The sequence below is a fragment of the Janthinobacterium sp. 13 genome (assembly GCF_002749695.1).
Classification (GTDB): domain Bacteria; phylum Pseudomonadota; class Gammaproteobacteria; order Burkholderiales; family Burkholderiaceae_D; genus Janthinobacterium; species Janthinobacterium kumbetense.
In genome coordinates this window covers 4621340-4640290 of record NZ_PEEQ01000001.1, presented here as the reverse complement: position 1 = coordinate 4640290, position 18951 = coordinate 4621340, and the positions used below count along the sequence as shown (strand labels likewise).

General features: G+C 64.9%; 11 protein-coding genes. 10 read left to right on the top strand and 1 reads right to left on the bottom strand.

Annotated elements, in window-relative coordinates:
- The first annotated feature begins 3 nt into the window (after positions 1 to 3).
- The 6 genes from cphA to CLU94_RS20350 all read left to right on the top strand — a co-directional run bounded on the left by cphA (position 4) and on the right by CLU94_RS20350 (position 11611).
- The gene (gene cphA, locus CLU94_RS20375; RefSeq protein ID WP_099666962.1) at positions 4 to 2574 is read left to right on the top strand and encodes a cyanophycin synthetase; all 2571 of its coding nucleotides are present in this window, start codon (positions 4 to 6) and stop codon (positions 2572 to 2574) included.
- A gap of 191 nt (positions 2575 to 2765) precedes the next feature.
- Positions 2766 to 5912 (top strand): EAL domain-containing protein, encoded by a 3147-nt coding sequence (locus CLU94_RS20370; protein WP_257218891.1) that lies wholly within the window; start codon positions 2766 to 2768, stop codon positions 5910 to 5912.
- Positions 5913 to 6139: 227 nt separating this feature from the next.
- Complete coding sequence (locus CLU94_RS20365; RefSeq protein ID WP_257218890.1) at positions 6140 to 8809, top strand: TonB-dependent receptor; 2670 nt, start codon at positions 6140 to 6142, stop codon at positions 8807 to 8809.
- Between the two features lie 170 nt (positions 8810 to 8979).
- Positions 8980 to 9264 (top strand): hypothetical protein, encoded by a 285-nt coding sequence (locus CLU94_RS20360; protein ID WP_077407612.1) that lies wholly within the window; start codon positions 8980 to 8982, stop codon positions 9262 to 9264.
- A 44-nt stretch (positions 9265 to 9308) separates the two neighbouring features.
- A complete protein-coding gene (locus CLU94_RS20355; protein WP_099666960.1) occupies positions 9309 to 10205 on the top strand; it encodes a MurR/RpiR family transcriptional regulator in 897 nt (298 codons plus the stop codon).
- A gap of 83 nt (positions 10206 to 10288) precedes the next feature.
- Positions 10289 to 11611, top strand: a complete 1323-nt coding sequence (locus tag CLU94_RS20350) for an aspartate aminotransferase family protein (RefSeq protein ID WP_099666959.1) — start codon at positions 10289 to 10291, stop codon at positions 11609 to 11611.
- Here CLU94_RS20350 and CLU94_RS20345 read toward each other — a convergent pair.
- Positions 11608 to 11871, bottom strand: coding sequence for a PAAR domain-containing protein (locus CLU94_RS20345; RefSeq protein ID WP_099666958.1), 264 nt, complete (start codon positions 11869 to 11871; stop codon positions 11608 to 11610). The two genes, CLU94_RS20350 and CLU94_RS20345, sit on opposite strands and share 4 nt — an antisense overlap.
- 310 nt (positions 11872 to 12181) lie before the next feature.
- Between CLU94_RS20345 and CLU94_RS20340 the strand changes: the two genes are divergently transcribed.
- The 4 genes from CLU94_RS20340 (at position 12182) to CLU94_RS20325 (ending at position 18947) form a co-directional block, all read left to right on the top strand.
- Positions 12182 to 14422 carry a serine/threonine-protein kinase gene (locus CLU94_RS20340; protein WP_099666957.1) on the top strand — a complete coding sequence of 747 codons (2241 nt, stop codon included), beginning with the start codon at positions 12182 to 12184 and terminating at the stop codon, positions 14420 to 14422.
- Positions 14419 to 14976, top strand: coding sequence for a hypothetical protein (locus tag CLU94_RS20335; protein ID WP_099666956.1), 558 nt, complete (start codon positions 14419 to 14421; stop codon positions 14974 to 14976). Before CLU94_RS20340 ends, CLU94_RS20335 begins: the two co-directional genes overlap by 4 nt.
- 246 nt (positions 14977 to 15222) lie before the next feature.
- Positions 15223 to 17916, top strand: coding sequence for a DNA mismatch repair protein MutS (mutS, locus tag CLU94_RS20330; RefSeq protein WP_099666955.1), 2694 nt, complete (start codon positions 15223 to 15225; stop codon positions 17914 to 17916).
- Positions 17913 to 18947 (top strand): hypothetical protein, encoded by a 1035-nt coding sequence (locus CLU94_RS20325; protein ID WP_099666954.1) that lies wholly within the window; start codon positions 17913 to 17915, stop codon positions 18945 to 18947. The genes mutS and CLU94_RS20325 overlap by 4 nt, the downstream gene beginning before the upstream one ends.
- Positions 18948 to 18951 lie beyond the last annotated feature (4 nt).

The following is an 18951-nucleotide window of genomic DNA, read 5'->3' as shown; positions in this document are numbered from 1 at the left end:
ATTATGGAAGTATCTCGCGTACGGGCCTTGCGGGGCCCTAACCTCTGGAGCCACGACACCGCCGTGGAAGCCATTGTTTCCTGCACCACGCAGGAACTCGACATCGCCCAGCTGCCCGGCTTCGAAGCCCGCCTGCGCGCGCTCTTCCCGCAACTGAGCCCGCTGCAACCGCTGGGCAACTACAACGCCGCGCCGATGGCGCAGGTGCTGGAACTGGCGGCGCTGGGCCTGCAGGCGCAAGCCGGCTGCCCCGTCACCTTCAGCCGCACCACGCCAACCCTGGAAACGGGCATCTTCCAGGTCGTCGTCGAATATTCGGAAGAAGCCGTCGGCCGCCTGGCCCTGGAACTGGCGCAGCAGCTGTGCCAGGCCGCCCTGGCCGATGCGCCGTTCGACCTGGCCGGCGCCCTGCACCAGCTGCAGGAACTCGATGAAGACGTGCGCCTGGGCCCCTCGACGGGCGCCATCGTCAACGCCGCCGTGGCCCGCAACATCCCGTTCCGCCGCCTGACCGAAGGCAGCCTGGTGACGTTCGGCTGGGGCAGCAAGCAGCGCAAGATCCAGGCCGCCGAAATGGACGGCACCAGCGCCATCGCGGAAGCCATCGCGCAAGACAAGGAGCTGACGAAAAAACTGCTCGATTCTGCCGGCGTGCCGGTGCCGCACGGCCGTGTCGCCATCGACGCGGACGACGCCTGGGCCGCCGCCTGCGAGATCGGGCTGCCCGTCGTCGTCAAGCCGAAGGACGGCAACCAGGGCAAGGGCGTCACCGTCAACGTCACCACGCGCGAACAGCTGACGGCCGGCTTCCTCGCGGCGCAGGAATTCCGCGACGACATCCTCGTCGAACGCTACCTGCCGGGCCACGATTTCCGTTTGCTCGTCATCGGCAACAAGATGGTGGCGGCGGCCCGCCGCGACCCGCCGCAAGTGGTGGGCGACGGTCAGCACACGGTGCGCGAACTGGTCGACCAGGTCAACCTGGACCCGCGCCGCGGCAGCGGCCACGCCACCTCGCTGACGAAAATCCGCTTCGACGACATCGCCCTGGCCAGCCTGGCCAAGCAGGGCTACGTGGCCGAATCCGTGCCGCCCGTGGGCCAGCGCGTGATCTTGCGCAATAACGCCAACCTGTCGACGGGCGGCTCGGCCACCGACGTCACCGTCGACGTGCACCCGGAAGTGGCGGCGCGCGCCGTCGCGGCCGCGCACATGGTGGGCCTGGACATCTGCGGCGTCGACGTCGTCTCCGAAAGCATTTTGAAACCGCTGGAAGAGCAGAACGCCGGCATCGTGGAAGTGAACGCCGCGCCGGGCTTGCGCATGCACCTGGCGCCGTCGTTCGGCAAGCCGCGCCCCGTGGGCGAGGCCATCATCGCCGCCATGTTCGCCGAAGGCGACGATGGCCGCATTCCCGTCGTCGCCGTCACCGGCACCAACGGCAAGACCACCACCGTGCGCCTGATCGCCCACCTGCTGACGGCTTCCGGCCTGCGCACGGGCATGACGAACACGGATGGCGTGTACATCGAAGGGCGCCAGATCGACAGCGGCGACTGCAGCGGCCCGCGCAGCGCGCGCAACGTGCTGCTGCATCCGGACGTGGACGCGGCCGTGTTCGAGACGGCGCGCGGCGGCATGCTGCGCGAAGGCCTGGCCTTCGACCGCTGCCAGGTCGCCGTGGTGACGAATATCGGCGCGGGCGACCACCTGGGCCTGAATTACATCACCACCGTGGAAGACCTGGCGGTCCTGAAACGCGTGATCGTGCAAAACGTGGCCGACAGCGGCGTGGCCGTGCTGAACGCCACCGACCCTGCCGTGGCGCGCATGGCCAAGAATTGCAGTGGCACGGTGACCTTCTTCGCCGCCGACAAGACGCATCCCGTGATGGCCACGCACCGCGCGCAAGGCAACCGCGTGGTGTACGTGGAAGACGGTAAGCTGGTCGCGGCGCAGGGCAACGAGCGCCACGAAATCGCCCTGTCGCAAGTGCCGATCACGCGCAACGGCGCCATCGGCTTCCAGGTCGACAACGTCATGGCGTCGCTGGCCGCCGCCTGGGCCGTGGGCCTGGACTGGAAAACCATCGCGCTGGGCCTGAAAACCTTCGCCAATGAAGCCGACAACGCGCCGGGCCGCTTCAACGTCTTCGATTATCGTGGAGCCACCCTGATCGCCGACTACGGCCACAATCCGGACGCCATCCTGGCGCTGGTGCAGGCCGTGGAAAGCATGCCGGCCAAGCGCCGCTCGGTGGTCATCAGCGGCGCCGGCGACCGCCGCGACGAAGACATCCGCCAGCAGACGGAAATCCTCGGCGCCGCGTTTGACGACGTGCTGCTGTACCAGGACCAGTGCCAGCGCGGCCGCGCCGACGGCGAAGTGGTGGCATTGCTGCGCCAGGGCCTGGACGGCGCCAAGCGCACCAGCCATATCGATGAAATCAACGGCGAATTCGTCGCCATCGACAAGGCCCTGGCGCGCCTCGGCGAAGGTGACCTGTGCCTGATCCTGATCGACCAGGTGGAAGAAGCGCTGGCGCACATCGCCAAGCGCGTCGCCGAAGCCTGAGCGCCGTAACAGTGCACACAAGGGCGGCCTGCGGGCCGCCTTTTTTTATCGTCCGCCGTCTCCCGCCGCGCACCTGCATGGTGCAAAAGCCCCCTTGCAAGCTTGTAAATTCAGGCATGAAAATTGCTCATAAGAAAACATAAATGGGCTGACGATAAGGTGGGGCACGCATGGTGGGCAGAATCTCGCGCATGATCGGGAAATTGACGGTGGGGCGCAAACTGGCGCTGATCTATTTGCTCGACCTGTCCGCCGTGATCTTCATTTCCGGCATCCTCATCAACGAAAAATACATCGCCATCGATTTCTCGCGCAAGGAGATGGCGGGCAATGACTACATCGCCGCGATCCGCGATGCGCTGCTGCCCCTGGCGCGCAGCACGGCGCAGCCGGGCGCACAGGCAGCGGCCGTGGAGCAGGCCGAAAGCCGCTTCGGCGCCGGCATGCGCAGCGCCGAACTGAATGCGCAATTTGCCGCCCTGCTGCGCCAGGCCGGCAGCATTTCCGCTGCGCCGGACGACGGCATCGCGCCCTCGCCCGCCTTCGTGGCCGGGCGCGCACTGCTCACGCGCGTGGGCAACCAATCGAACCTGATCCTCGACCCGGACCTGGACAGCTACTACACGATGTCGCTGGTGATCCTGCGCTTCCCCGAACTGCTGGAAGTGATCAACAGCACGCGCGCCCTGGCCCTGCAACTGGCGACGGCCGAAGGCGCGCAGCGCCAGCGCCTGCAGACCCAGTTCCTGATACTGGAGGGACGCATGGACGCCACCATGGCCGGCATCGGCAGCGACTACACGGAGGCGTTCGCGGCCAGCACGCCGCTGCTGCGCCAGCACCTGGACGGCTCGCGCGCGGCCCTGCGGCAAGCCGTGGCGCAGTTACGCGCCAGTACCCAGGCGCTGGCCGGCGCGCAAGCCAACCCCGCAGGCACGCAGGAACTGCTGCGCCGCGATGCGGTGGCCGCCGCGGCCCTGCAGCGTGCCTGGCGCGCGGCGGAAGGCCAATTGCACCGTCTGATCCAGCTGCGCGTGGACGGCTTCTTCACGCGCATGTGGCTGCACCTGGGCACGGCCGTACTGCTGCTGGTGATGATACTGGGCCTGGTGTTTTTCGTCGCGCGCCAGATCGCCCTGCCCATCCGCCGCTTGGCGCGCGTGGCGCAGGAAGTGCGCGAAACGGGCGACCATAGCCTGCGCGCCGTCTGGGACAGCGAGGATGAAACGGGCCGCCTGGTCGCCGCCTTCAATACCATGCTGCAGCAGCTCGACTTCCAGCGCATGGCGCAGCAGGAGCTGGTGGCGCGCGCCAGCGCGGCCGATGCGCAGCGCCAGCTGGTCGACGCCATTCCCATTCCGCTGATGGTCACCTCGATCCCGCATCACCAGGTGCTGCACGCGAACCAGGCCGCGCACGCGTGGCAGGGCGGCCTGGAACTGGACCCGTGGGTGGGCGGCATGCATCCGCAAGCCCGTTCGCGCTTCTTCCAGCGCTTGAGCGACCTGGGCGCCGTCGACGAATTCGAGGTGTGCTGGAGCGGCGGCGGCACGCCCACGTGGGCCTTGATTTCCGCGCGCCTGATCGACTACCAGGGCCAGCGCGCCGTGCTGTCGACCTTCACGCCGATCAACAAGATGAAGCTGATGGAGTCGCGCCTGGAACTGTGGGCCAAGGTATTCGAGGCATCGGCCGAAAGCCTGATCGTGATGGACGCCGGCATGCGCATCATCACCGTCAACCAGGCCTTCCGCCGCCATTCGCTGTACGACATGGTGGAGCTGATCGGCAAGCGCCCGGCCTTCCTGCTCGCGCCCGAGAACCCGCCCGAGCAGCTCGACAGCCTGCGCCAGACCCTGGCGCGGCGCGGTTACTGGCAGGGCGAGATCCGGGTGCAGCGCAAGTCGCTGGAAAGCTATCCCGCCTGGCTGGTGATGAACGCCGTGCGCGACCTCGACGGCGTCACCACGCATTTCATCGCCAGCTCGCTCGACATCAGCGAACGCAAGGCAAGCGAGCGGCAGATCGAGCACATGGCCCACCACGATGCGCTGACGGGACTGGCGAACCGCCACGTGTCGAAAGTGCGCCTGGCGGCCGCCATCGCGCAGGCGCGCCGCAGCGGCGAAAAGGTGGGCGTGCTGTTCGTCGACCTGGACCGCTTCAAGCACGTCAACGATGCGCTGGGCCACCATGTGGGCGACGCGCTGCTGCAATCGGTCTCAAAGCGCCTGCTGCAGCTGGTGCGCGAAGGCGATACCGTCAGCCGCCTGGGCGGCGATGAATTCGTCGTCATCCTCAACGGCGTCGGCGATGCCGCATCCATCGCCGCGCTGCTCGACACGCGGCTGATCCCCGCCATGCGCGAGCCGCACCAGGTGGAAGGCAACGAGCTGTATGTCTCGTGCAGCGTGGGCGTGGCCATCTACCCGGACCACGGCGGCGACATGGATACCCTGATGCGCCACGCCGATGCGGCCATGTACCAGGCCAAGAGCGGCGGGCGCGATCACGCGCGCATGTTCACGCCGCAGATGCAGGAACAGCAGCTGCAGCAGCTGCACCTGGAAAGCGATCTGCGCCACGCCATCGAGCGGCAGGAACTGGTGCTGTACTACCAGCCGCGCATCGATGCGAAAAGCAGCCGCCTGAATGGCGTGGAAAGCCTGATCCGCTGGCTGCACCCGCAGCACGGCCTGATCGCGCCCGACAGCTTCATTCCCGCCGCCGAGGAATCGGGCCTGATCGTCGCCATCGGCGCGTGGGTCATCCGCGAGGCGTGCCGCCAGCAGCTGGCCTGGCGCGAGGCGGGCGCGGGCGACATCGCCGTGTCGATCAACCTGTCGGCCATCCAGCTGAAAAGCGGCGGCCTGGTGGCCACCTTGCGCGAGGTGCTGCGCGAGTTTCCCGTCACGCCGGGACAGATCGAATTCGAACTGACGGAATCGATCCTGATGGACAACGTGGACGACACCATCGCCACCCTGCACGCCATCAAGGCGCTGGGTTTCGCGCTGTCGATCGACGATTTCGGCACCGGCTATTCGAGCCTGAACTACCTGTGCCGCTTCCCGCTCGACAAGCTGAAAATCGACATGAGCTTCGTGCAGGACATCCACGGCTCGCCGCAAAACCTGGCGGTGACGAAAACCATTATCGGCCTGGGCCATACCCTGGGCTTGACGGTGACCGCCGAGGGCGTGGAAAGCGCGGCCGATGCGGACGTGCTGCGCCACGCCGGCTGCGATGAATTGCAGGGCTACTATTTTGCCCGCCCCATGCCGCAGGCGCACTTCATGGCCTGGCTGGCGCACAGCGTCGCGCCCTGCGCCGCCTGATTGCTGCTGTGGAGCGTCCGCAACGCGCCCGCGCCAGGTTCGACAACGCGCGGCGCGCCGCCAGGGCGCATGAATGCAGCAGGGATACCGGAATTGGTATTGACATCGCAAAAGAAGTCATTTGTGGGGCAAAGTCATTCCCACCTACCATGTTTCTGAGCAAGTTCCAGCTCTGGCGGCGACTGCCGCGGCGTTCTCAACATAACTAAAATACAGGTGGAGACAAGATGAAGCAATCGATGGCAACGGGCACCCGCACGCCCAAGCAAAACACACGGCTGACCTTGAAGGCCACGGTGGCCGCCCTGGCCGGCGCCGGCCTGCTGAGCAGCGCTTCCGTCTGGGCGCAACAGGCGCCCGCCGTGGAAGCGGTAGAAACGGTGGAAACGGTGGAAACGGCGGCACCGGCGCCAGCCGACAATGCCGGCATCGCCGTCGTCGCCGTCACGGGCGTGCGCAAGGCGGCACAGAGCGCGCAAACGATCAAGAAGAACAACGACCAGGTGGTCGATTCCATCGTCGCCGATGAAATCGGTAAATTCCCCGACAAGAACGTGGCCGAAATCCTCGGCCGCGTGACGGGCGTGCAGATCCGCCGCGAAGGCGGCGAAGCGGGTTCCGTCATCATCCGCGGCCTGCCCGGCGTGGTGACCCTGCTCAACGGCCGTGAAATGTTCACCTCCGTGGGCCGCAGCCTGTACCTGGCCGACATCCCGACGGCCATGCTGCAGCGCGTGGACGTGTACAAATCGCAGGGCGCCGACATGGTCGAAGGCGGCACGGCCGGCGTGGTCGACGTGCGCACCAACCGCCCGTTCGACTTCAAGGGCTTCACGGCATCGGGCAACGTGCGCGCCGAGCACCGCGACAAGTCCGGCTCGACGGATCCGAACGTCAGCGGCATGGTCTCGAACCGCTGGAAGACCGCATACGGCGAATTCGGCGCCCTGCTCGGCCTGTCCTACCAGCGCAGCAAATACTATGACGAGACCATCTGGAACGCCGAACCCGTCAAGCGCCCCGACGCGGGCAACATCACGGGACCCGATTCCGTCGGCATGATCCCCACCGTGGGCGACCGCAAGCGCTACGCGGCGAATGCCGCCTTCCAGTGGCGCCCGAACTCGCAGGTGGAAGTGTATGCGGAAGGCATGTCGACCCTGATCAAGCACGCGTTCGACAGCCAGTTCTTCGTCGGTTCGCTGCCCTGGGGCCAGAACCCGGACATCACGCTGATCCCCGGCACCAATCAGGCGGCCACGGTGGGCAAGATCGACGGCCCCTGGTCGCCGTTCACGCTCGGTTCTACCCAGGCGCGGCGCGACCGCTCGATCGGTTCGCAAGGCGCCATCGGCGCGCGCTGGGACATCACGCCGCAGCTGCGCGCCACGACGGAACTGGCGCGCACGGTCAGCAACTTCGAGCGCGAATTCCCCATCCTCGACTTCCTTGCCCATCCTACCAGCGTGATCGGCAGCACGAACGTCAACGGCGGCGCGCAGATCAGCTACCCCGGCTACAACATGCTGGACCCGAAGAACTACACGCTGCTCGGCTTCTACGATAACCACAGCCACGACGAAGGCAGCTCGACCGACTGGCGCGGCGACGTCACCTACGACATGGACAGCACGGGCTTCTTCCGCGAACTCTCGGGCGGCGTGCGCCTGGCCAAGCGCAAGGCCGAATCGATCCGCGAAAAGAACGTGCAAGGGGGGCTGACGTCGATCATGACCGCGGACTCCCTGCCCGGCCTGGCATGCACCTCGCACAAGAACACGGGCAACTTCGGCCTGCAAAGCTGGCTCACGCCGTGCCGCGACTACATGCTCAACAACACGGACACCTTGCGCCAGTTGTTTACGGGCAGCAGCGAGCGCAGCCCGGACGATCCGATGACCCACTTCAAGGATGTGGAAAAAACCAATGCCGTCTACGGCAAGGCGCGCATCGGCTTTGATCTGGCGCAAGTGCCGGTCGACGGCACCGTGGGCGTGCGCGTGGTGCAGACCAAGCAGGACTTGCAAGGCAATTCTTCGCAAGACGGCATCGTCACGCCCGTGCGCGTAAAAACGTCCGATACGGACGTGCTGCCCAGCCTGACCCTGAAAGCCATGCTGCGCCAGGACCTGGTCGCCCGCCTGACGGCCGGCAAGGCGGTGCAGCGCCCGAACTTCGCCGACTTCAACCCCGGCGTGACCTTGGGCAAGAGCCTGGAAATGGTGCGTCCGACGGGCAGCGGCGGCAATCCCGACCTGAAACCCGTGGAAGGCAAGAACCTCGATGCGGCGCTGGAATGGTATTTCGCGCAGACGGGTTCCGTCACGGCTACCGTATTCCGCCACAATTTCAAGAATTACATCCTGTCCGGTTCGGCCAAGGAAACGTATGACGGCATCGAGTACGACATCACGCGTCCGCGCAACACCTCGAAGGGCCATCTGCAAGGCGTGGAAATGGCTTACCAGCAGTTCTACGACAAGCTGCCCGGCTGGATGAGCGGCCTGGGCCTGCAGGCGAACGCCACCTACATGACGGGCGAGCTGGAAGAATTGAATGGCAGCGCGCATCCGTTCACTGGCATGTCGAAATGGTCGGCCAATATCGTCGGCCTGTACGAACAGGGACCGTGGTCGGCGCGCCTGGCCTATAGCTGGCGCGACAAGTACGTCGACGACTACAACTACCGCGGCAAGGGCATCCACCTGACCGTGGCGCCCACCAAGACCCTGGACGCGTCGGTCTCGTACAAGCTCAACCCGAATACCACGGTGACGCTGGACGCGAACAACCTGCTCGACTCGACCTACCGCGACTATCACGACACGCCGGACTATGTGCGCGATGTGCGGCGCTATGACAAGGTTGTAGGTATCTCAGTCCGCTGGAGCTACTAGCCCGTCCCCCACCCTTTCTTCCTTCGAGGGTTTTCAGCGCCAGCCGGCAACGGTTGGCGTTTTTTTGCCTTGTGGAATCTATCCGACAGTGGAATTGATCTGGCGCAAAGTGGTGGCGCCGGGGCGCTTTTATGCTGGCAGCTTGACTAGCGAACCCGGCGGGGGACAGCATGCGCAACGCACGGCCCATCGACACACAGTTATTCCAACCCGACATCCCGGTACGGCTCGACATGCGCACGGCGGCGCTGGTCGAGCATGCACTGGCCTTGCAGGAAATGGCCGGCACGGGCGCCGCCGCCCTGTTCCTGCACTGCCACGACGTGCCGCTACCCACCGCCCTGCGCGTACTGACGACGGGACCGCGCCGCAAACCGGCCGGGCCGCACCTGTTTGCCCGCCTGCGTCCACGCACGGCCGCCCGGGTGCAAGGCGCGCCGCTACCGGCGCGCTGACGAATCCTGTACCATCGCCGCAACCTATCAACTGAGGCACGGCGATGCAGGCAGCGACACCCCACGATTCCTATGCGGCACTGATGGACCTGATCAAGGCGCGCCATGCGCAGCTGAGTCCGCAATTCCAGGCCGGCGCCCGCTACCTGGCCGACCACCCGGACGAAGTGGCCGTCTCGTCGATGCGCAGCATCGCCGCGCGGGCGCAGGTGCAATCGGCCGCCCTCGTGCGCCTGGCGCAGCAGCTGGGCTTTGCCGGCTGGCCCGAACTCAAGGCCATCTTCGTCGAGCGCCTGCGCGCGGGACCAAGCGGCTACGCGGCAAAAGCCGGCGCGCTGGCCGGCAAAGAGGGGAAAGAGCGCGACCTGGTCACCGAAGTGTTCACGGTACAGCAGCGCAACCTGGCCGCCACGGAAAGCGCCAACCACGCGGCCCTGGACGGGGCCGCCAATCTGCTGCAGGCGGCGCCCCGCGTGCACGTGGCCGGCTTTCGCGCCGCCCACCCGATCGCCTACACCCTGCACTACCTGTACCGGCTGCTGCGCCCCAGCGTGCAGCTGCTGAGCGGCCAGGGCGGCACCCTGGAAATGGACTTGCGCGCCCTGCAGGCGGGCGAAGCCGTCGTCGTCATCAGCTTCGCGCCGTATTCGAGCGAAGCGCTGCTGGTGGCGCAGGCGGCGCGCCAGGCCGGCTGCCGGGTGGTCGCCATCAGCGACAGCGCCATGTCGCCGCCGGCCCTGCAGGCCGACGCCAGCATCGTCATCGCCGTCGACAGCCCCTCGTTCTTCCCCTCCATCGTGGCCGGCGTCGCGGCCGTGGAAAGCCTGGTGGAACTGCTGGTGGCGCGCGCGGGGCCCGATGCCGTCACGGCCATCGGCGCGGCGGAACAGCAATTGCGGGCGCTGGGCGCCTACGCAAAAACATCGAATGGTGCAAATTAAAAACAAATACATCAAACGTTGCAATGCGACGCGGCGCATCCTATAATCGGCCATCTCCCCCTTGCCGATAAGAAAGCGATGCCATGAGCCATGTCTTCCACCGCAGCCTGACCGCCAGCTATTCCGTCGCCACGGGCGGCGACGGCCCTTACCTGATCGATGCGGATGGCAAGCGCTACCTGGACGCCTGCGGCGGCGCGGCCGTCTCCTGCCTCGGCCATTCGGATGCGGCCGTGATCGCCGCCGTGCAGCAGCAGGTTGCCAGCATGGCGTACGCGCACAGCTCTTTCTTTACCACCGAGCCGATGGAGCAGCTGGCCGATTTCCTCGTCGCCAGGGCGCCTGCCGGCATCGACAGCGTGTATTTCGTCTCGGGCGGTTCGGAAGCGGTGGAAAGCGCGCTGAAAATGGCGCGCCAGTATTTCGTCGAACGGGGCCAGCCGCAGCGCCGCCACGTCATCGCGCGCCGCCAGAGCTACCACGGCAACACCCTGGGCGCACTGGCCACGGGCGGCAACGCCTGGCGCCGCCAGCAGTTCGAGCCGCTGCTGATTGGCGTCACCCACGTGTCGCCCTGCTATGCCTGGCGCGACCAGGCAGCCCATGAAACGGACGGCGACTACGTGGCGCGCCTGGGCCAGGAGCTGGAAGAGCATATCGCCGCACTGGGCGCGGACAAGGTCATGGCCTTCATCGCCGAACCCGTCGTCGGCGCCACGGCCGGCGCCCTGCCCGCCGTCGCCGGCTACTTCCAGCGCATGCGCGCCATTTGCCAGCGCCACGGCATCCTCCTGATCCTCGACGAAGTCATGTGCGGCATGGGGCGCACGGGCAGCCTGTTCGCCTGCGAGCAGGAAGGCGTCACGGCTGACCTCATCTGCATCGCCAAGGGCCTGGGCGCCGGCTACCAGCCGATCGGCGCCGTGATGGTGTCGCAAGACATCCGCGACACCATCCGCGCCGGCACGGGTTTCTTCCAGCACGGCCACACCTACATCGGTCACGCCACGGCCTGCGCCGCCGCGCTGGCCGTACAGCGGCAGATCGAGGAACGCGATCTGCTGGCCAACGTGCGCGCCATGGGCGCCTTGCTGCAAGAGCGGCTGCACCAGCGCTTCGACAACCATGCGCACGTGGGCGACATCCGCGGCCGCGGCCTGTTCCTGGGCCTGGAACTGGTGCAGGACCGCGCCAGCAAGCAGCCGTTCGACCCGGCCCGCCGCCTGCACGCGCGCATCAAGGCGCACGCCATGCAGAACGGACTGATGTGCTACCCCATGGGCGGCACCATCGACGGCTTGCACGGCGACCACATCCTGCTGGCGCCGCCCTACATCATCGACGCCAGCCATGTCGACGAGATCGTCGACAAGCTGGGCACGGCCATCGACACGAGCCTGGCCTAAGCGCGCCCGCTGTTGCCCACGGTGGACATCAGGCTGGCGCCGCAGCTGGTCTTGTGACCGTCGAAGGCCACGGGCACGCCGTCGATCAGCACCTGCGGATCGCCCTCGGCGATCACGCAGCGCACGTGGCCCTTGATCGGGCAGACGCAAGAATCGCCCTTGCGCGCCACGGCCACGCCCAGCACGGTACTCTTCGGCGCCGCGCCCACCACCTTGCCGCCATGGCTGGTGGGGTCGTTCAAGCGGATCACGCCACGCATACTGCCTCCTCTCCCTGTCCAACGCATAGCGCGGCACCTGTCCATACGGTGCCGCTCCCGCCTGCATTATCGGATGCTACGCAATGGTCGTCATTGCGTTCGAACACATTGACGGCTTGCCGGGCGCCGAAATGGCAATCGCCGTCAATGGCAGCTTTTGTTCACTCCTTGTCAATATTAATTGACTTATTCGAAACAATCGTTTTAAATCAGGAAGTTACTCAAAATCAATCATCTTGAGCATTCCAACATCGCATTGACCCTTTTCAATGCCGGATGCCCACGTTGATGCACTCTGAAGCCAAGGTATATGGAACTGCTCGACTCCCTGCGTCAGACCCCGCCGCAAGACGACACGATCAGCGGGCACTATGAAGTGCGCCGCTTGCTGGGCGAAGGCGGTTTCGGCCATGTATTCGAAGCCTGGGATGCCAAGCTGTGCCGTAGCGTGGCGCTGAAGCGCCTGAAACCGCAAGCCGACGTGCTGCATCCGGAAAAACTCATCAATGAAGCGCGCCTGGCCGCTTCGCTCAAGCATGCCGCCTTCGTGCGCATCTTCGCCATCGAGGGCCAAGGCACGAGCCAGTCCATCGTCATGGAACTGGTCGAAGGCCAGACCCTGGGGCAGTTCATGCACAGCGGCAAGGCCGACTTGCAGGGGGCGCTCGACATCGCCTACCAGATCGCCGACGCCATGGACGAGGCGCACGCCATGGACCTGGTCCACGGCGACCTGAAACCGTCTAACCTGATGCTGGAGGCGGACGGCAAGGTGCGCATCCTCGACTTCGGCCTGGCGCGCCACATCGACCCGCAAGCCACGCAAACGACCACCCTGTGCGACTTGCAGGGCACCATCGCCTACATGGCGCCCGAACGCCTGATGGGCCGCCTGCCCGACACGCGCGGCGACGTGTATGCCTTGGGCGCCATGCTGTACGAAATGCTGGCCGGCCAGCGCCACTTCGCCCACCTGAACGGCCTGGCCCTGGCCGCCGCTCACATGCAGGCGACGGAACCATGGCCCGACCTGCCCGACTCCGTCCCGCCCGCCATCAACGCCCTCGTGCGCGCGATGACGGCGCACGACCCGGCCGAACGGCCGCGCACCATGCGCGACGTGCGCGAGGCGATCGGGGCGCAGCGCGGGGAGCCGCCCACCCTGGCCACGCCCCTTGCCGACGAGATACCCGCGAAGGAAGAACCCCCCGCCAGCGTCTCCATCCGCCTGCCCCTGCCCCGCAAGCGCACGCTTAAATGGGGCGCGGGCGTGGCGCTGCTGGCCGTACTGGCGGGATGGCAGCTGCCCAATATCCTTCCTGCCGTCAAATCGTTCGTCACGGGCGAAAAAGCGCCCGCGCCTTATTCGGAAATGGCCAGCATGGCGGCGGGGATGGAAGCGTTGCGCATGCTCGATCAAGATAGCAGTAAGACACTGGCCATTGAGCATTTTAGTGCCATCCTTAAACACAATCCAGAGCATGCTGCTGCAAATGCCGGCCTGTCACTGGCTTTCACGTTGCGCTATATTGGTGGTGGCCGCGATGAAACCTGGCTGCAACGCGCGGACATCGCGGCAAAACAGGCATTGGTAGCCGACGATCAGCTTGCGCTTGCCCATGTGGCACAGGCCTGGGTTCTGGAATATCAAGGCAAACGCCCGCAAGCGATGCAGGAAATCACGGCAGCCTTAAACCTTGAACCAAACAATCTGCTAGGCATGTATGGTAAGGCGCGCCTACTCATCCATGCACAAAAATTTGACCTGGCTCAGGAAGTGCTTGGCAAGGCCATCACACTGTATCCCCGTGATCGCCCTTTCATTTCCATCCTGGGCAAGCTGCACTATAACCTTGGTAATTACACGGAGGCTGAAAAGCTCTTTCGGACAGCCATACAGATGGACCCGCATGTGGCCAATTCCTATGCCCAACTCAGCGGTACACTTGACCGTCTGAATCGCAATGACGAAGCCCTGCAAGTTCTGCAGCAAGGATTGCAGGTGCATCCCGACTGGGAACTGTATACCAACCTTGGCAATGCCCTGTTTAATCGAGGCGACTATCTGGGAGCAGTGCAGGCATTTAAAAATGCCGTCTCAGAAACTAAAGGCAGTCCCGGTAACTACCTGCTATGGGCGAACTTGGCGGATGCCCAGCGGTGGGTGCCCGGACAGATTGAGTTGTCACGCGATTCTTACCGGCGCGCAATTACGCTGATTCAAGTGATGTTACGCCACTCGCCAGACGACCCAAAAATCAATTCGCGGCTAGCACTATATTCAGCCTATGCGGGCTCGCAAAACGATGCGCTGAAGCACGTAACACAAGCTGTCCAGCTTGCTCCCACATTGCCAGACATCCATTTCAGGGCCGCACTGACCTATGAACTGATAGGCAAGCGCAATGAAGCGATGGCGGCGCTGCAGCAGGCCATAGAACGCGGCTACCCTCTCAACCTGATCGAATCTGCTCCCGATCTGTTGACACTAAGGCGAGATGCTCGCTATCAGAAATTACTTATTAATATGGAAAGAAACCAGAAAACATGACGTACGAAAAACCCTGGATGAAGTTATCGGTCCACTTTGATGCAGACCAGATCACCAACCAACTCGACTATGCGTTTACGTCCTGCGACGGCAGCGCCGACCCGCGCCACGGCCCCTATATGGGTGGCGTACACTTCCAGCAGGGCCAACACGTCTACCTGGAAGTCAATTGCTGTGGCAGCAAAGACAGTGGTTTCACCTCCTTCCAGATCGTCGATTGCAGCCTGATCAGCATACCCCAGTTGACCCAGATCGGCCCCGACGTACCCACCCGCTATTCGCTGCCTTCGCCCTTCCTGCAAGCCGCCGGCGCCACCTATCAGCTGCCCCTGGATTTTGAATCCCATGTATTGCCGCCTGATCCAGCCTTGCCCGATCTGCGCCGCATCCGCCAGGAATGGAAACACAACCTTGACGTAGGTCAGAGCAAGGGCCGCTGGGAACTCTCGTTTGTGCTGACTGTACGCATCATTCGCGGCGAGCAAGACTTGCCGGAACTGCGCGTCTTCAGTTTTGATCCGGAAGCGTCGATAGGCGGCCACACCGATACGTAAACCGTACAGCCACCGACAGACACTTATCGACCAATAGTAAGTGCCACCGGATATCCAAGCCGCGCCACCTCCACCGGCGCGGCTTTTTCACATCCGCACGCAATACGCCGCCCCGCCCGCCGAAAGCGGTAAAATGACGGCCTTGAACCCAAGCTCCGCCCCCTGGCGCGGCCTTGAATGCACACAGCACCACCCACAGCCCGGCTGGCATGCGTTTCCTGCCGCCGGACCAACGACAAAGAACACATGACCACCGTCCCCAAAGAAATCAACGCCGCCGCGGCAAAGAAGAATTCCGCTGAAAAGCTTACGCCAATGATGCAACAATATCTTGGTATTAAAGAAAACCACCCGACGATGCTGGTTTTCTACCGCATGGGCGATTTCTACGAGCTGTTTTTCGAGGATGCGGAAAAAGCCTCGCGCCTGCTGGGCATTACCCTGACGGCGCGCGGCGTGGCCAGTGGCAACCCGATTAAAATGTGCGGCGTGCCGTTTCATTCACTGGACGGCTATCTGGCCAAGCTGGTCAAGCTGGGCGAGTCGGTGGCCATTTGCGAACAGATCGGCGACCCGGCCACCAGCAAGGGCCCCGTCGAGCGCAAGGTCATGCGCGTCGTCACGCCCGGTACCCTGACGGATGCGGACTTGCTGCCAGAGAAGGCCGAGCGCCCGCTGCTGGCCATGTGCAGCATCACGCAACGCAAGACGGTCACCACTGGCCTGGCTTGGCTATCGCTGGCCAGCGGCGCCTTGAAGTTGATGGAGTTTTCCGGCGACAGCAGCACCGTGGCCGTGCGATTGCAGCAGGAACTGGAACGCATCGTGCCGGCTGAAATTCTCAGCGGCGACAATGGCAACCTGTTCGACGACTACGCGGGCACGCACATCAACCGCGTGCCGGACTGGCATTTCGACGTGGTGGGCGGCCACAAGGCCCTGCTCGATCAACTGGGCGTGGCGACCTTGACGGGCTTTGGCGCCGATGGCCTCGGCGCCGCATTTGGCGCGGCCGGCGCGCTGCTGCGCTATGCGCAGTCGACGCAGGGACGCGGCTTGCAGCACGTGCGCTCGTTGATCACGGAAACGGAAAGCGAATTCATCGGCCTGGATGCGGCCACGCGGCGCAACCTGGAATTGACGGAAACCATCCGCGGCCAGGAATCGCCGACGCTGTTTTCCCTGCTGGATCATTGCCGCACGGCCATGGGTTCGCGCATGCTGCGCCACTGGCTGCACCATGCGCGGCGCGACCAGAACGTGGCCCGCGCGCGCCATGAAGCCATCGCCGCGCTGGCGCAAAGCGAAGCGGCCGGTCCGCTCGCCGCCACCCTGGCGCAAGTGCCCGACATCGAACGCATCACCACGCGCATCGCCCTGCTGTCGGCCCGTCCGCGCGACCTGGCCGCCCTGCGCGACGGCTTGCTGCAACTGCCGGCCCTGCGCGGCGACGTGGTCCGTTGTTATGGCCATGGCCAGGGCGGCGAAAGCGGCTTGCTGGCCGCCATCCATGCTGCCCTGGCCACGCCGACGGCCTGCCTGGACTTGCTGGTGCGCGCCGTGGCGCAGGAACCGGCCGCCATGGTGCGCGACGGCGGCGTCTTTGCCACCGGTTTCGACGCCGAGCTCGACGAATTGCGCGCGCTGTCGGAAAACGCGGGCCAGTTCCTGCTCGACCTGGAAACGCGCGAACGCGCGCGCACGGGCATCGCCAACCTGCGCGTCGAATACAACAAGGTGCATGGCTTCTACATCGAAGTCACGCACGGCCAGACGGACAAGGTGCCGGAGGACTACCGCCGCCGCCAGACCTTGAAAAACGCCGAGCGCTACATCACGCCCGAACTGAAAGTGTTCGAAGACAAGGCCCTGTCGGCGCAAGACAAGGCGCTGGTGCGCGAAAAGATGCTGTACGACCTGCTGCTGGCCGAACTGGCGCCGCACATCGGCACCCTGCAGACGATTGCGCAGGGCCTGGCCCAGCTCGACACCCTGAATGCGCTGACGGAACATGCGCAGCAGCACAACTGGGCCGCGCCGCAACTGGTCGACGAGCCGTGCATCAACATCGTCGAAGGCCGCCACCCCGTGGTGGAAAAGCAGATCGAACGCTTCATCGCCAACGATTGCCGCTTCGTCAACGAGCGCCGGCTGCTCTTGATCACCGGCCCGAACATGGGCGGTAAATCGACCTTCATGCGCCAGGTAGCACTCATCACCCTGCTGGCCTACGTGGGCAGCTACGTGCCGGCAGCGTCCGCCACCATCGGCCCCATCGACCGCATCTTCACGCGCATCGGCGCCACCGACGACCTGGCGGGCGGACGCTCGACCTTCATGGTGGAAATGACGGAATCGGCCGCCATCCTGAACGGCGCCACCGAGCATTCCTTGGTGCTGATGGATGAAGTGGGCCGCGGCACCTCCACCTTCGACGGCCTGGCCCTGGCGTGGGCCATCGCGCGCCATTTGATCGACACCAGCCGTAGTTTCACCCTGTTTGCCACACATTACTTTGAGCTGACGCAATTGCCGGACAGTCACCCGAGCGCCGCCAACGTGCATTTGTCCGCCGTCGAGCACAAGGACAGCATCGTCTTCCTGCACGCCGTGCAAGCCGGTCCCGCCTCGCAAAGCTATGGCTTGCAGGTGGCGCAGCTGGCTGGCGTGCCGCAGCCCGTGATCAAGGCGGCGCGCAAGCACCTGGCGCGCCTGGAAGCGCAGGCGCTCGACGCCACGCCGCAACGCGACCTGTTCGCGCTGCCTTCCGCCGATCCGTATGCGCAAGAGGAAGAAGAGGAAGCGGCGGCGCCGCTGGCCGCGCTGAACGCGGCGCAGCAAGCCTTGCTCGACGCCATCGCCGACCTCGATCCCGATGCGCTCACCCCGCGCGATGCGCTGGAGCAGCTGTATCAATTGAAACGGCTGGCCGCCGCATGACCTGCCGGCGCAGCTCGATACGCCTGCTGGCCGCCGGCTTGCTCGCTGCCAGCCTGCCATGGCAGGCGCTGGCCGCCCCGGGCGACCAGGCCGGCTTCGAGTTTGCCGTGCTGGGCCACTCCTTCAACGCGGGGCCGGACGACGGCCCCCTGAAAAAAGCCATCGCCGACACCAGCGCCTTCAATGCCTCCTTCGTCGTGGCCACCGGCATCAAGGCCGCCAGCGAATCGTGCAGCGACAAGCTGTATGGCCAGCGTAAGGACTTGCTCGACGCCAGCGGCCCGCCGCTGATCGTCTCGCTGTCGGCAAGCGACTGGGCCAACTGCCGCAATTCGCGCGGCAGGGTCAACGCCATCGAACGCCTGAACCGCTTGCGCGACGTGTATTTCGCCGATGACCAAAGCCTGGGCCAGCACAAGCTGACCCTGTCGCGGCTGTCATCGACGGCAAAATTCCGCAGCTATGCGGAAAATGCCCATTGGGAATACGGCGGCGTACTGTTTGCCACCGTGAATCTGCCCGCGAATAACAACCATTTCCTGCCGGAAGCGGGACGCAACAGCGAATTCGAAGACCGCCTGGTCGCCAACCGTTCCTGGCTGCAGAGATTGTTCGCCATGGCGCAGCGCAAGCAACTCGACGGCATCGTGCTGTTTTCCGATGGCGACGTGGGCGTGCTCGATGAAGACGACAATTCGCTGCTGCCCAGCTTCAGTTCGAAACAGGATGGCTTTGCCGGACCGCGCAAGCAGATCCGCACCCTGGCGAAAAAGTTCAGCGGCAAGGTGTTACTGGTCGATACGCAGCGCGATGGCGACGCGGATGGCAAGGAGGGAAAAAGTAAAAAGGCCGCAGCCAGGGCTGGCGGGCCGAAAATCAGCTGGAAAGGCAACCTGGGCCACGTCAGCATCGACAACGACTGGTCCGCCATCGCAGTCCGGCCCGGCAAGACGCCATTCTTTGAGGTACGTCAACGCGCCACGCGGCCATCGACGCAGGCGCGAACCAAGGCGTCGACTGTGCGCCGTTAGTAAC

Coding starts and splice junctions, on each gene's coding strand:
- cphA (WP_099666962.1), top strand. CDS start 4: ATGGAAGTATCTCGCGTACGGGCCTTGCGGGGCCCTAACCTCTGGAGC.
- CLU94_RS20370 (WP_257218891.1), top strand. CDS start 2,766: ATGATCGGGAAATTGACGGTGGGGCGCAAACTGGCGCTGATCTATTTG.
- CLU94_RS20365 (WP_257218890.1), top strand. CDS start 6,140: ATGAAGCAATCGATGGCAACGGGCACCCGCACGCCCAAGCAAAACACA.
- CLU94_RS20360 (WP_077407612.1), top strand. CDS start 8,980: ATGCGCAACGCACGGCCCATCGACACACAGTTATTCCAACCCGACATC.
- CLU94_RS20355 (WP_099666960.1), top strand. CDS start 9,309: ATGCAGGCAGCGACACCCCACGATTCCTATGCGGCACTGATGGACCTG.
- CLU94_RS20350 (WP_099666959.1), top strand. CDS start 10,289: ATGAGCCATGTCTTCCACCGCAGCCTGACCGCCAGCTATTCCGTCGCC.
- CLU94_RS20345 (WP_099666958.1), bottom strand. CDS start 11,871: ATGCGTGGCGTGATCCGCTTGAACGACCCCACCAGCCATGGCGGCAAG.
- CLU94_RS20340 (WP_099666957.1), top strand. CDS start 12,182: ATGGAACTGCTCGACTCCCTGCGTCAGACCCCGCCGCAAGACGACACG.
- CLU94_RS20335 (WP_099666956.1), top strand. CDS start 14,419: ATGACGTACGAAAAACCCTGGATGAAGTTATCGGTCCACTTTGATGCA.
- mutS (WP_099666955.1), top strand. CDS start 15,223: ATGACCACCGTCCCCAAAGAAATCAACGCCGCCGCGGCAAAGAAGAAT.
- CLU94_RS20325 (WP_099666954.1), top strand. CDS start 17,913: ATGACCTGCCGGCGCAGCTCGATACGCCTGCTGGCCGCCGGCTTGCTC.